Raw genomic sequence first — 12,896 nt, 5'->3', positions numbered from 1 at the left:
ATTTCACCATGTCAATCAATACATTTGTCATGAGATGAACCGCGTCCCCCCGGTCACAATGCGGGCCTTAACCTTACTCAAGGAACCGCCATGCATGCCTCATCCCCCTATCTGACACTCGACGTCAAAACGCTGACCGACGAAGAAGCCGATCGGCTGGTCGAGCTGCTATTCCCCGTGCATCAACGCATCTTCGACGGCACCGATCCGCCGCTATTCAAACAGCAGGTACTGAGAAACCGCGCCGAGCACAGTCGGTTGCAGGTGCGCTTCAACCGGTTGGGGCAGGTGATCGGCTACTGCGCCGTGCACTTCTTCCCGATCGACTACGCCGACCGGCCGGCCAGCGTCATGCGCGCGCAGGCCGGCTTCCTGCCGGAATACCGGCGCGGCAATCGCACGGCGCCGTTCATGTTGCGCACCCTCCTCGCCTACCGTCTGCGCCACCCCTGGCGCCGCATGTATTTCTTCGCCACGCTGGTTCACCCGTCCAGCTACCTGGTATTCGACAAGTACGCGCGCAAGCTGTGGCCACGCCCGTCACACCATCTCTCCAGCGATGGCTGGCACTTTTTGCAGCGCTGCCTGGCGCATTTCGGCCATCCGGCGCCCCCCGAGGCCGCGCCACAGGTGGTACCGGTCGGCTGGCGCACACTGGACCGGGAAGACGACCACGCTTTCTGGCAGGCGTCGGACCATCCGTCGGTGCGGTTCTTCCTGCGCCACAACCCCGGTTATGGCGACGGCCAGGGACTCGTCACGCTGGCGCCGGTATCGCTCGCCAACCTGTTCTCGGCGGTCGGCAGGCTGCTGGGCAACCGGTTGCGCAAACGATGGCGGGATGGGCGAATCAAAACACAATGCGTGTGACATTTGCGATCAGCGGGCTGACGGGTTAGAGTGGACGACCACATTGTCATGTTTACCTCGAATTCACACCGATGGAACAGTTGTCTCTTGCACCGATCCCCCGTCTAGCCGGGCACCTTAAACTGCCGGGCTCGAAAAGCATCTCCAACCGGACCCTGCTTCTGGCGGCGCTGGCCGAGGGCGAAACCCTGGTACGCGACTTGCTCGACTCCGACGACATCCACCACATGCTCAACGCGCTGCAGCTGCTGGGCGTGCGGGTTGCCCAGATCGGCCAAACGCGCGATTTTTCCGTCGACGGCACGGGCGGAACCTTCCCGGTCAAAGCAGCCGACCTTTTTCTCGGTAATGCCGGCACCGCCTTCCGACCGCTCACGGCAACGCTGGCGCTGATGCAAGGCCATTACCGGCTCTCCGGCGTGCCGCGCATGCACGAACGGCCGATCGGCGACCTGGTCGACGCGCTCGCTCAGGCCGGCGCCGACATCCGCTACCTCAACGCCCGCGGCTATCCGCCGCTGGAGATCGCGCCGGCTCAGATCGACACGGGACGCGAGATCGTGATCAAGGGTTCGGTATCCAGTCAGTTCCTGACCGCATTGTTAATGGCACTGCCGATTACCGGACACGAGGCGACGATTCGCGTGGATGGCGAGTTGATTTCCAAGCCCTATATCGACATCACCCTCAATCTGATGCGTCGCTTCGGCGTGACGGTGGAGCAGCGTGGCTGGGAAACCTTTACCGTTCCGGCAGGGCGGCACTACCTGTCGCCGGGGGAGATCGTGGTCGAGGGAGACGCTTCCAGCGCTTCGTATTTTCTAGCCGCCGGGGTGCTGGCGGGAGGCCCTGTCCGCGTCGAGGGCGTCGGCGCCAACAGCATTCAAGGCGATGTGCGCTTCGCAGAAGTGCTTGCACAGATGGGCGCCGAAGTCTCGTACGGCGACAACTGGATCGAGGCGCGCGCAATCGGCGCGATTCGCGCCGTGGACATCGATCTCAACCACATTCCCGATGCCGCCATGACGGTGGCGATGCTGGCGCTGGCCGCCGACGGTACGAGCAGGCTACGCAACATCGGCAGCTGGCGCGTCAAGGAAACCGACCGGCTTGCCGCCATGGCCGCCGAACTGCGCAAAGTCGGCGCCGTGGTGGAGGAAGGGGCCGATTTCATCGTCATCACGCCGCCCGCGGCGCTCACGCCGAACGCCGTCATCGACACCTACGACGACCACCGCATGGCGATGTGCTTCTCGCTGGTTGCATTGATGGGCGTGCCAGTGGTGATCAACGACCCCCAATGCGTCGCCAAAACCTTCCCCGACTATTTCGAGCACCTGGCGGCATTGGCGGAGCGCGTGGCATGAGCGACCTGTTCGCCATGCGGCGCGAATTCATCGCCCGCTTCGACATCCCGGCGCCAACCGCGCCGCGCTTCACGCCGGAAAATCTGACGATGTGGGAAACCATGCTCGGCGAAGAGTGGCAGGAGTTTCAGCAAGCGCTCGCGGACTATAAGGCGCACGATCCGGCCGACACGGCGATGAGCACGCGACTGATGGCAGAACTAACCGCCGAGGGCGTCGACGTGCTCAACGTACTAGTCGGCCTGTTGCTGTCGCAGGGCCTGCCGATCGAGGCGATGACCCGCGCCATCCATGAGGCCAATCTGAAGAAATGCGTCGATGGCCATGTGGTGCGCCGTGCCGACGGCAAGGTGTTGAAGCCGCCAGGCTGGCAGCCGGCCGACAAGGAGAAGGTGATCCGCCAGGCAAGACAAGATTGAACGATGGGGGCGCAAGCCTCCTTGTCATTTACGCAGGAATTTCTGATACCACGCCGTGCGCACCTGGCGCGCCCGCCCAAAGCGGTTGGTCAGCGCCGTTCCATCCTCTCCCTCCACCTCGCCGATCAGTCGGTCCAACTCCGCTCGGTAATCATGCAACGCGGCCAAGAGCGCCGGACGATTGGCCAGAGCCACGTCGCGCCACATCTCCGGCGAGCTGCCGGCAATGCGGGTGAAATCGCGAAAGCCCGTGGAGGCGAAGTCCAGGCAGCGCTCGGCATTGTCTCTGTCCGCAACCAGGTTGACGTAACTGAACGCCAAAAGGTGTGGAAGATGGCTGACCGCGGCAAAAACGCGGTCGTGCTCATCCGGGTCCAGCACGGCGATATGAGCGCCACAGGCGCGCCACAGCGCGGCCAGCGTCTCGACAGCGGACGGATCGGTTTCCGCCATCGGCGTCAAGACGACATCACGGTTTTCATAGAGGCCATACTGCGCGGCGGCGGCGCCGGACAGCTCGGAGCCTGCGATCGGATGAGCCGGCACACAGCGGGCGAGCCGATCCGGCAAGGTTTCGCGCATGATCCGCACCACATTGCCCTTGGTGCTGCCAACATCCGTTATCAGCGCGTGCGGCGGCAGCGTCGGCGCCATGGCGCTCAGGCAGGCGGCCATCTGCCCCACCGGCGTGGCGAGCAGCACCAAATCCGCCTCGGCCGCGGCCAAGGCCAACGCGTCGCAGGCCACATCCACCACGCCGAGCTCCTGCGCGCACCGCAGGTTGTCCGCCGAGCGATCGACACCGATGACGCGTTCAACCAGACCGGCGCGCTTGAGCGCCAGCGCGAACGACCCGCCGATCAAGCCGACGCCGACCACCACCAAGGTCCGGATGCCTTGCCGTCCCATGTCCTCCTCCGCTTCAGCACAATTGCATGAACCAGAGCACATCATAAGCGATTTTGTGTCGCCGCCACGGCGTATTCTTGCGCCAACGCCCATTGCAGCGGACGCAACGGCTGAAAGTCGCGCCAGCGCCGTCCATCCAGATCCGCCACCGGCCAGATGCCGGCCAGGCTATTGCAGACGAACAGCAGATCGGCCTCCGTCACGTCCGCCGGCCGCAGCCTCGCCTCCTCCACCGGCAATCGCGCCATCACCCAGGCGCGCATCGCCCCCGCCACGCCACAACGGTCGAGCTGCGGCGTGCGCCACTGGCCGTCGCGCAGGACGAACAGATTGGAGAGCGTGCCCTCGATCACCAAGCCATCGCTATCGCAAAGCAACCCCTCGACGCATGTATCGCTCAGATCGCTTCTTGCCAGTACGTTTTCCAGCCGGTTCAAGTGCTTGATGCCCGCCAGGCGCGGCTGCAATCCCAGCCGCAGCGTGCACCAGGTCAGCGCCACCCCGTCTTGCGCGTAGTGTTCGGGATAACCGGGCCAAGCATGCGCCGCCACGATGCGCGTCGCGGTCGCATCCGCCGGAATGGCATAGCCGCGCAAACCGCTGCCGCGGGTGAGCGTGATTTTGGCGACGGCGCGCGGCAGCCCGGTGCACGCTTGACGCAACTCAGCCAGCAGCAACGCCTCGCCGGGCACCGGCAAACCCAGACGCGTCGCATCGCGCGCCAAGCAGGCATACTGCCAGGGCCACAGGCGGGGTGCGCCATCGACGCACGCGAGCGTGCGGAACACGCCATCGCCGAATGCCAAGCCGCGGTCACCCGCCTCTAGACGATCATCCGCGGCGCCGTTGATCAGCATCATTGGTCTGCCACCCCCAGCGCGCGCAGCAAGCCGCGCGCCTTGTGACGCGTCTCCATCAGCTCTCGTTCCGGGTCCGAGTCCGCCACAATGCCGCCGCCCGCGCGAAAACGCAGCACGGGACCTTGGCGCATGAAAGTGCGGATCAGAATATTGAAATCAAGGCTGCCGTCGTGATTGATATAGCCAAGGCTGCCGGTATAAGCCCGACGCGCTCCGTCCTCCAGCTCACGGATAATCTGCATGGTGCGCACCTTGGGGCAGCCGGTGATGGTGCCGCCGGGGAACAGCGCGCGCAATATGTCCGCCGGCTGCACGCCCGGCCGCAACCTGCCGCGCACGTTCGACTCGATGTGGTGCACATAGGCATAACTGGCGACAGCCATCAGCTCGTTAACCTCGACGGTGCCCGGCACGCATATCCGTCCCAAGTCGTTGCGCTCCAGATCGATCAACATCACATGCTCGGCGCGCTCTTTGACGCTGCCGATCAATCGCGCCTTGAGCGCCTCGTCCTCACGCGGATCGGTCGAACGGGGATGGGTACCGGCGATCGGCCGCGTTTGCACCCAGCCATCGCGCGCCTCGACCAGGCGTTCGGGGGAGGAGCTGACAATCTGCGTCTGACCAAAATCGGCCAATGCGGAAAAAGGCGCCGGATTGGCGCGGCGCAGTGCGGCGAACAAGTCGGCAGCGCCGCAATCCGGCGCCAATTCCGCGCGCCAGCCGCGTGAAATGTTCACCTGAAAGACATCGCCCTCGCAGATGTAGCGCTTCAGTCGCACTACGGCATCGGTATAACGTGTTGGCTCATCCTCGCCAAGCGACAACAGCTCGGGGCGGATGGGCGAGAACGGGGCCGGCGGCTCAGCCAACACGACGTTCAATTCCGCCCAGCTTTCCGCGTCCTCCGCCACCGCCCAGGCGCGGCCGGCACCGCGTTCGACCAGCACCGCGGCGGGAATGCGCGCCAGCGCCGCCAGCGGAAAATCGTCCCCTCCGCGATCGGCCACCTTATCCTCGAACGCCTGCAGCATTTCATAGCCGAGGAACACGAACCAGCCTCCGGCAAACGGTATTTCCGCCGGCCGGGCGATATCGGCGCGGCGCGGCAGCGCGCGCAGATCGGCCAGACAGCGCGCCGCGTCGTTCTCGGCGTACAACCGCAGCTCGCGAGGCAGCGCGAACAGAATATCCCAACCCGCCAGGGCGTCGGACATGAGCAGATAGGGGAAACGCCGTCGGTCGGCGGCGTGCAGGGCCAGCAGATCAGGCAGATCGGCGAGGGCTTCGACGTGCATCAGAAAGATTCCGGCTTAGCGGTGGAAAACGCCTATTCTACCGGACATGCGGCGCGCCTCGCAGCGCACCCCGCCTCAGACCAGAGAGTGCTCGGCCAACGCCAGCGAATGCTGGATTTCCGACAGGGTTTGCGGCAGGCGAATAAACGATAGCGCCATGCCGAGGCTGCGCGCTATCTGCGTCGTGGAGAGCAATCCGCGCAACAGGGGGCGGCCATTGTCGGGGTCGATCTCCACCACCAGCGCATGTTGCCGCCCCAAGTGCTTCATGGTCGCCACCAGTTCGCCGACACGGGCATGGGCCACCTCGTTCAGATAGAGCGCATCGAGCTGGTCGCGCGGCGTCATCACATCTCGCACCAGAATATCGGCATGCGGCTTGCCCTGCTCGTGCATGCACTGAATCGGCCGTTCCCCCAGCAAATCGACGGCGGTGACGAGGCCGGCCAAATAGGGGCCGGCCTCTTCGACGAACAACAGGCGCACGCCGCTGCAGACCATCAACCGATGCGCGTCGCGCACGGTCGCGTCCGCATCGATACAGACCGGGCGTACGTGGCGCAGGTCGGTCATCACCGACAGCGCCGGGCTCTCCAGCGTTACCGCGGTTTCCGGGCGCTGGTCGGCGCTACCCAGGGTGGTGATGGATGGCAGGGGGTGAATCGGCAGAGGGCGGAATTCAGCAGTCATGGCGGACTCCTGGCGAGAAAACAGGGATCATGCTGTTTTCAACTTAGCGGATAATCCGCCGCCCGACCATGCAATCTGTTAACGAGCCTTGCTCGTGCGGCTAAAGAAAAAGCCGCTGCGTATGCAGCGGCTTTTCGAAACGAGCGAATCGTCGTCAGACGCGCTTGAACACCAGCGTGCCGTTGGTGCCGCCAAAGCCGAACGAATTGGAGATCGCCACATCGATCTTCATGTCGCGCGCGGTGTTGGCGACATAATCCAGATCGCAGCCGTGCTCGAAGTCCTGCTCGGCGAGGTTGATGGTCGGCGGCGCCACCTGGTTGTGAATGGCCAGGATGGTGTAGATCGCCTCGACACCGCCGGCGCCGCCCAGCAAATGGCCGGTCATCGACTTGGTCGAATTGATCGCCAGCTTCTTGGCGTGGTCGCCGAACGCCAGCTTGAGCGCGGTGGTTTCATTGGCGTCGCCCAGCGGCGTCGAGGTCCCGTGCGCGTTCACGTAGCTGACCACATCACCGTTGATGCCGGCGTCGCGCAGCGCGTTGGCTACGCCACGCGCCGGGCCTTCGGCGTTGGGCGCGGTAATGTGGTGCGCGTCGGAGCTCATGCCGAAGCCAATCAGCTCGGCGTAGATCTTGGCGCCGCGTTTGACAGCGTGATCATACTCTTCCAGCACCAGCACGCCGGCGCCCTCGCCCATGACGAAACCATCGCGGCCAGCGTCCCACGGACGCGACGCCGTGGCGGGATCGTCGTTGCGCGTCGACAGCGCCTTCATGGCGGCAAAGCCGCCGATACCCAGCCGGGTGATGGCGCCTTCGGCGCCACCGGCCACCATCACGTCGGCATCGCCATACTGAATCATGCGTGCGGCGTCACCAATGCAATGTGCGCCCGTGGTACAAGCGGACACGATGCCATAGCTCGGCCCCAGGTACCCCTTGATGATCGACACGTGGCCGGCGATCAGGTTGATCAGCGAGCCCGGGATGAAGAAGGGGCCGATCTTGCGCGGTCCGCCTTCCTGCAGGGCGACACCGGTTTCCTCGATCAGCGGCAGACCGCCGATACCGGAGCCGATATTCACGCCAACGCGGGTCTTGTCTAGCCCGGGCACGTCGTCCAGTCCGGCATCGTTGACCGCTTGCAGCGCGGCGGCGATGCCGTAATGGATGAACACGTCCATGCGGCGTGCTTCTTTCGGCGACAGATAGGCGCCGATGTCGAAATCCTTGACTTCCCCGGCAATTTGGCAAGCCATGTCGCTGGCGTCAAAACGGGTGATCCGGCCAATGCCGGACTTACCGGCGATCAGGTTGGCCCAACCGGTGGCGACGTCGTTTCCGATCGGGGACACATGCCCCAGGCCGGTAATGACAACTCTTCTCTTGGACACGGGACTTCTCCGCGTTATACGGGAACACCATGCAGGTCGGACACGCGCGGTTGGCGCGTCGTTCCGCCTCCTCCTGCCGAAGGGTTGGTGCTGCCCCGCCACCGCGTGCGGCGGCGTTCAAAAAACGGTAACAGGAGCGCGAGCAAAAAGACCTCTGCAAGCGCATGGGCGCTAAGAGCAGAGGTCTGAGGAATACGGCTGCTTACTTGCTCAGATGAGCGCTCACGTAGTCGATAGCTTGCTGAACGGTCGTGATCTTTTCAGCTTCTTCGTCCGGGATTTCGCACTCGAACTCTTCTTCCAGTGCCATCACCAATTCAACGGTATCCAGGGAGTCAGCGCCCAGGTCGTCGACGAACGAAGACTCGGTCTTCACTTCGGCTTCGTTTACGCCCAGTTGTTCGGCAACGATCTTCTTGACACGCTGTTCGATGTTTTCCATTTGGTAAAAATCCTTTCCCATTCATGTCGGGATTACAAAACCCGACTATTCTACAAAAAAAAATTAGAGTAGCCTACCTAATTCTACTTGACCTTGTTACTGCCTTAGGGCATCAACATACCGCCATTGACGTGCAGCGTTTGCCCCGTGATATAGGCTGCGCGGTCCGATGCCAGAAATACCACGGCATCGGCGATGTCCTTCGCCTCACCCAAGCGGCCCAGTGCGATTTGATCGACCAAGGCCGCACGTTGCGCTTCCGGCAGCGCGCGCGTCATATCGGTATCGATAAAACCCGGCGCCACGCAGTTGACAGTGATGTTTCGGCTGCCCACTTCGCGTGCCATCGATTTGGTGAAGCCCATGATACCGGCCTTGGCGGCCGCGTAGTTGGCCTGACCGGCATTGCCCATCGCGCCCACCACCGAAGCAATGTTGATGATGCGGCCGACGCGCGCCTTCATCATGCCGCGCAGCACGGCTTTGGACGCCATGAACACCGACTTCAGATTGGTGCCCATAATGGCATCCCAATCTTCTTCGCTCATGCGCAACAACAACGTATCGCGCGTAATACCGGCGTTATTGACCAAAATCGCCACATCGCCGAAGGTTTTACCGATTTCACCCACCAGCGCCTCGATAGCGCCTGGTTGAGCCACGTCCAGCACACGGCCGGCACCGCCAAGCGGCGACAACCGGGCCGAAATGGCTTCCGCCCCCGCCTCGGACGTGGCGGTACCGATAACGATGGCCCCCTCGGCGGCCAGTGCGTCGGCGATCGCGGCACCGATGCCGCGGGAAGCGCCGGTCACCAGCGCGACTTTACCTTGCAACAACATGCGCAATCTCCTCTTACAGCAATTCTGTACGCGCGGCGTCGAGCGCGGCGGCATCGGTCAAGGCGAAGCACTTGACGTTACCGTCGATGCGCTTGGCAAGTCCCGCCAGCACCTTGCCCGGGCCGCACTCGGCCATCAGCGTGATGCCGTCGTCGGCCATGCGCGCCACGGTTTCCGTCCAGCGCACCGGGCTATACAACTGGCGCACCAGCGCATCGCGGATTTGCGCCGCGTCGGCGTAGGCCGCGACGTCGGCATTATGCAACACGTCGATCGCCGGTTTTTGGATCGCCACCTGCGCAAGCGCCGCAGCCAACCGCTCGGCGGCCGGCTTCATCAATGCGCAGTGCGACGGCACCGACACTGGCAACGGCAGCGCGCGCTTGGCGCCGGCAGCCTTACAAGCCGCCATGGCGCGCTCGACAGCGCCGGCATGGCCAGCGATCACCACCTGCCCCGGCGAATTGAAATTGACCGGCTCAACCACCTCGCCCGCCGCCGCGCCCGCGCAGGCGGCGCGGATCGCTTCATCGGACAAGCCGAGAATCGCCGCCATGGCGCCCACGCCCTCGGGCACGGCGGCCTGCATGGCTTCGGCGCGCAGGCGCACCAGGCGCACGGCATCGGCGAACGGCAACGCCTCGGCGGCCACCAGCGCGGAATACTCGCCCAAGCTATGGCCGGCAAGCCGCGACGGGTGCGCGCCGCCACTGGCGAGCCAGGCGCGCCAGGTGGCGATGCCGGCCGTCAGCATCAAGGGTTGCGTGTTGACGGTGGCGTTGATGGCATCGGCCGAGTCGGCCTTGAGCATGGCCCACAGGTCCTGCCCCAAGGCGTCGGACGCCTCGGCAAAGGTTTCGCGCACCACGGGAAGCGCGTCGAACCCGTCCATCATGTTCAGGCTCTGCGAGCCCTGACCGGGAAAAAGGAAGGCAAACGCCATAAATCCGTCTCCGGAAAAAAGATTGCAATGATGACGCAAGCCGCGACGTTCAGAACGTCAGCAGCACCGCGCCCCAGGCAAAACCGCCACCGATGCCTTCGAGCAGCACGCGCTGGCCGCGGCGGATGCGTCCGTCGCGCACGGCATGATCGAGCGCCAGCGGAATCGAGGCGGCCGAGGTGTTGCCGTGCGTGGGCAGCGTCACCACCACACGCTCCATCGGCAAGCCGAGATGCTTGGCGGTGGACTCGATGATGCGCAAATTGGCCTGATGCGGCACCAGCCAATCGACCTGCTCCTGCGCCACGCCCGCTTGCGCCAGCGTGATGGTGGCGATCTCGGACAATGCTTTGACGGCGAATTTGAACACGGCCGGGCCATCCATGTTCAAGAAAGGCAGGCCTTGGATTTTGCCGGCGGAGATTTGCGCCGGCGTATTGAGAATCTTGTTGTAGCGACCGTCGGCGGCCAGACAGGCGTGCTCGATACCCGGGGTATCGGCGGCGCCAAGCACGACAGCGCCAGCGCCATCGCCAAACAGCACGCAGGTACGGCGGTCATCCCAGTCGAGAATGCGCGAGATGATCTCGGCGCCCACCACCAGCGCCTTCTTCGCCATGCCGTTCTTGATGTAGCTATCGGCGGTCACCAGCGCGTACATAAAGCCGGCGCACACCGCCTGCACGTCGAAGGCCGGACAGCCATGCACGCCCAACTTTTCCTGCAATAGACAAGCGGTGCTGGGAAATACCATGTCGGGCGTGGTGGTGGCGACGATGATCAGATCGATATCGTCAGGCACGAGACCCGCGTCGGCAATCGCCGCGCGCGCGGCGCAAAGCGCCAGATCGCTGGTCTTTTCATCTTCGGCGGCGATGTGGCGCGCGTGAATGCCGGTGCGAGACACAATCCACTCGTCACTGGTATCCACCCGTTCGGCCAGCATCGCATTCGTCACCACGTTGGACGGCAGATAGCTGCCGGTACCCAGAATGCGGGAATAGACCATGTTGTTGTCAGTTCGCCTCTGTCTCGGATTGCTTCAGATTCGCCATCTGCTGCACGACCCGGTCGGTGATGTGACCAATGACATTGGAACGCGCCTCTTCCCATGCTTGATGCAAGGCGAAGCTGAACCCCAGGGCGTCAGTGCCGCCATGGCTCTTGACCACGGAGCCCTTGAGGCCGAGGAAGCTCGCGCCGTTGAAGCGGCGGGGATCCAGGCTGTTGCCAAACCGCCTAAGCACCGACATCGCCATCAACGCGCAAAGGCGCGTCCACCAATTGCGCGAAAACTCGCGGCGCAGGAACGTCACGACCATGTGCGCCACCCCCTCGGAGGTTTTCAGCGCCACGTTACCGGTAAAGCCGTCGCAGACCACCACGTCCACCGTACCGCGGTAGACGTCATCGCCCTCGACGTTGCCGTAAAAATTCAGGCCGGAGTCTTTGAAGAGCACCGAGGCGCGCTTGACGATCTCGTTGCCCTTGATGTCCTCGGAGCCGATGTTCAACAGGCCGACGCGCGGATTCTCGCGCCCGGCGATACAGGAAACCAGCTCGGAACCCATGATGCCGAACTGCAACAACTGTTCCGCGGAACAGTCGACGTTGGCGCCCAGGTCGAGCATGCAGGTATCCCGTCCCTCGATCGTCGGCAGCAATTTGGCGATAGCCGGCCGGTCGATGCCCGGAATGGTTTTCAATACGAAGCGAGCGGTCGCCATCAACGCCCCGGTATTGCCGGCGGACACGGCTGCTTGAGCCTCGCCGTCCTTGACCAGGTTGATCGCCACGCGCATCGACGAATCCTTCTTGTTCTTCAGGGCCAGCGGCGGCGGCTCGTCCATGCCGACCACTTGCGTGGCGTGGCGAATATCCAGACGACCGCGCGCGCTCGATGCCCTTCCGGACAGTTCCGCCGTGATGGCATCACTGTCGCCGACAAGGATCAGGCGTGCTTCGGGGTGTTCTTCAAGAAATCGGAGCGATGCCGGGACGGTGACCTTGAGGCCAACGTCGCCGCCCATGGCATCGACCGCTACGGTGATTGTCATCAACGAATACGGTAGTTGTCCTACCTGTTCTTGGCGCCGGTCATCCGGCCTAGGGAAGGCAGGTACGGGTAGAGAAAGATTACTCGCCCTTGGCCTTCATCACTTTGCGGCCACGGTACATCCCGTTCGGGCTGACGTGGTGACGCAGATGCACTTCACCGGTAGCGGGGTCCTTGGCCAGACCCGGCGCGGTCAGAAAATCGTGGGCGCGGTGCATATTGCGCTTGGACGGGGACTTCTTATTCTGTTGAACAGCCATGTTCGACTCCTGAAAAATTCAATTACAGATTCATTCGGGCTTGCGGCCCTTCAGCGCCGCCAACACCGCGAACGGGTTGGGCTTGTCAGCCTTGGCACGTTCCAGATGTTCCGTCCCGCAGTCGTCGTGCAACGGCGACAACGGTAAGCCCATGATGATTTCGTCTTCGATCAGCGCCAGCACATCCAGCTCGGGCTCGGCCATGATGGCGTCCAGCGTCTCGTCGACCTCGACCGCCGCTTCCAGTTTATCCTCGCTGTTAAACAGCGTGATAACCGAATCGGCCGCAAGGTCCACCGCCAGAGGCTGTACGCAGCGCCCGCAGGGCACCGACACAGCCACCGACAGCACGATACGCAACGCCGGGCGACCGAGCGCGTCGATGAAGCCGGTCAGCGCCCAGTCAACCTCTCCAGAGGCCTCGGCGAGTTCCGACAACACGCGCTCGTCGAGTTCGGCCACCGGCAATTTGCCGGCGATACGCCGTCCCTCGAAGGCATGCTTGAGCGGATCAATCAAAATCGGGTTAGACATAAACCGTGCA

The 12,896-nt window shown here is 63.5% G+C and carries 15 protein-coding genes; 3 read left to right on the top strand and 12 right to left on the bottom strand.

What is annotated here, in order from left to right; translation table 11 throughout:
• The first annotated feature begins 90 nt into the window (after nucleotides 1-90).
• From JOZ06_RS12145 to JOZ06_RS12135, 3 genes are all read left to right on the top strand, one after another.
• Nucleotides 91-870, top strand: a complete 780-nt coding sequence (locus tag JOZ06_RS12145) for a hypothetical protein (RefSeq protein ID WP_293232754.1) — start codon at nucleotides 91-93, stop codon at nucleotides 868-870.
• 71 nt (nucleotides 871-941) lie between these two features.
• A complete protein-coding gene (gene aroA, locus JOZ06_RS12140; RefSeq protein WP_293232752.1) occupies nucleotides 942-2,237 on the top strand; it encodes a 3-phosphoshikimate 1-carboxyvinyltransferase in 1,296 nt (431 codons plus the stop codon).
• A complete protein-coding gene (locus JOZ06_RS12135) occupies nucleotides 2,234-2,656 on the top strand; it encodes a phosphoribosyl-ATP pyrophosphohydrolase (protein ID WP_293232750.1) in 423 nt (140 codons plus the stop codon). The genes aroA and JOZ06_RS12135 overlap by 4 nt, the downstream gene beginning before the upstream one ends.
• A gap of 24 nt (nucleotides 2,657-2,680) precedes the next feature.
• On the opposite strand, the gene JOZ06_RS12130 is transcribed toward JOZ06_RS12135, so the two are convergent.
• The 12 genes from JOZ06_RS12130 to JOZ06_RS12075 form a co-directional block, all read right to left on the bottom strand.
• Entirely contained in the window at nucleotides 2,681-3,565 is an 885-nt protein-coding gene (locus JOZ06_RS12130) for a prephenate dehydrogenase/arogenate dehydrogenase family protein (RefSeq protein WP_293232748.1), read from the bottom strand.
• Between the two features lie 41 nt (nucleotides 3,566-3,606).
• Nucleotides 3,607-4,425, bottom strand: coding sequence for an aminodeoxychorismate lyase (gene pabC, locus JOZ06_RS12125; RefSeq protein ID WP_293232746.1), 819 nt, complete (start codon nucleotides 4,423-4,425; stop codon nucleotides 3,607-3,609).
• Complete coding sequence (locus tag JOZ06_RS12120; RefSeq protein WP_293232744.1) at nucleotides 4,422-5,723, bottom strand: aminodeoxychorismate synthase component I; 1,302 nt, start codon at nucleotides 5,721-5,723, stop codon at nucleotides 4,422-4,424. The genes pabC and JOZ06_RS12120 overlap by 4 nt, the downstream gene beginning before the upstream one ends.
• A gap of 75 nt (nucleotides 5,724-5,798) precedes the next feature.
• On the bottom strand, nucleotides 5,799-6,413 hold the full coding sequence (locus JOZ06_RS12115) for a CBS domain-containing protein (protein ID WP_293232742.1): 615 nt from the start codon (nucleotides 6,411-6,413) through the stop codon (nucleotides 5,799-5,801).
• A 154-nt stretch (nucleotides 6,414-6,567) separates the two neighbouring features.
• Nucleotides 6,568-7,809, bottom strand: a complete 1,242-nt coding sequence (gene fabF, locus JOZ06_RS12110) for a beta-ketoacyl-ACP synthase II (RefSeq protein WP_293232740.1) — start codon at nucleotides 7,807-7,809, stop codon at nucleotides 6,568-6,570.
• A gap of 202 nt (nucleotides 7,810-8,011) precedes the next feature.
• Nucleotides 8,012-8,251, bottom strand: a complete 240-nt coding sequence (gene acpP, locus JOZ06_RS12105) for an acyl carrier protein (RefSeq protein ID WP_215781697.1) — start codon at nucleotides 8,249-8,251, stop codon at nucleotides 8,012-8,014.
• Nucleotides 8,252-8,355: 104 nt separating this feature from the next.
• Nucleotides 8,356-9,093, bottom strand: a complete 738-nt coding sequence (gene fabG, locus JOZ06_RS12100; RefSeq protein WP_293232736.1) for a 3-oxoacyl-ACP reductase FabG — start codon at nucleotides 9,091-9,093, stop codon at nucleotides 8,356-8,358.
• Between the two features lie 13 nt (nucleotides 9,094-9,106).
• On the bottom strand, nucleotides 9,107-10,036 hold the full coding sequence (fabD, locus tag JOZ06_RS12095) for an ACP S-malonyltransferase (RefSeq protein ID WP_293232734.1): 930 nt from the start codon (nucleotides 10,034-10,036) through the stop codon (nucleotides 9,107-9,109).
• A gap of 49 nt (nucleotides 10,037-10,085) precedes the next feature.
• Nucleotides 10,086-11,045 carry a beta-ketoacyl-ACP synthase III gene (locus JOZ06_RS12090; protein WP_293232732.1) on the bottom strand — a complete coding sequence of 320 codons (960 nt, stop codon included), beginning with the start codon at nucleotides 11,043-11,045 and terminating at the stop codon, nucleotides 10,086-10,088.
• Nucleotides 11,046-11,052: 7 nt separating this feature from the next.
• Entirely contained in the window at nucleotides 11,053-12,093 is a 1,041-nt protein-coding gene (gene plsX, locus JOZ06_RS12085) for a phosphate acyltransferase PlsX (RefSeq protein ID WP_293232730.1), read from the bottom strand.
• Nucleotides 12,094-12,172: 79 nt separating this feature from the next.
• Complete coding sequence (gene rpmF, locus JOZ06_RS12080) at nucleotides 12,173-12,352, bottom strand: 50S ribosomal protein L32 (RefSeq protein ID WP_293232728.1); 180 nt, start codon at nucleotides 12,350-12,352, stop codon at nucleotides 12,173-12,175.
• A 30-nt stretch (nucleotides 12,353-12,382) separates the two neighbouring features.
• Entirely contained in the window at nucleotides 12,383-12,886 is a 504-nt protein-coding gene (locus tag JOZ06_RS12075; protein ID WP_293232727.1) for a YceD family protein, read from the bottom strand.
• Nucleotides 12,887-12,896: the final 10 nt, after the last annotated feature.

Source organism: Paludibacterium sp. (genome assembly GCF_019232825.1).
In the GTDB taxonomy this organism is placed as follows: Bacteria; Pseudomonadota; Gammaproteobacteria; order Burkholderiales; family Chromobacteriaceae; genus Paludibacterium.
This window is presented reverse-complemented; position numbering and strand designations above follow the sequence as displayed.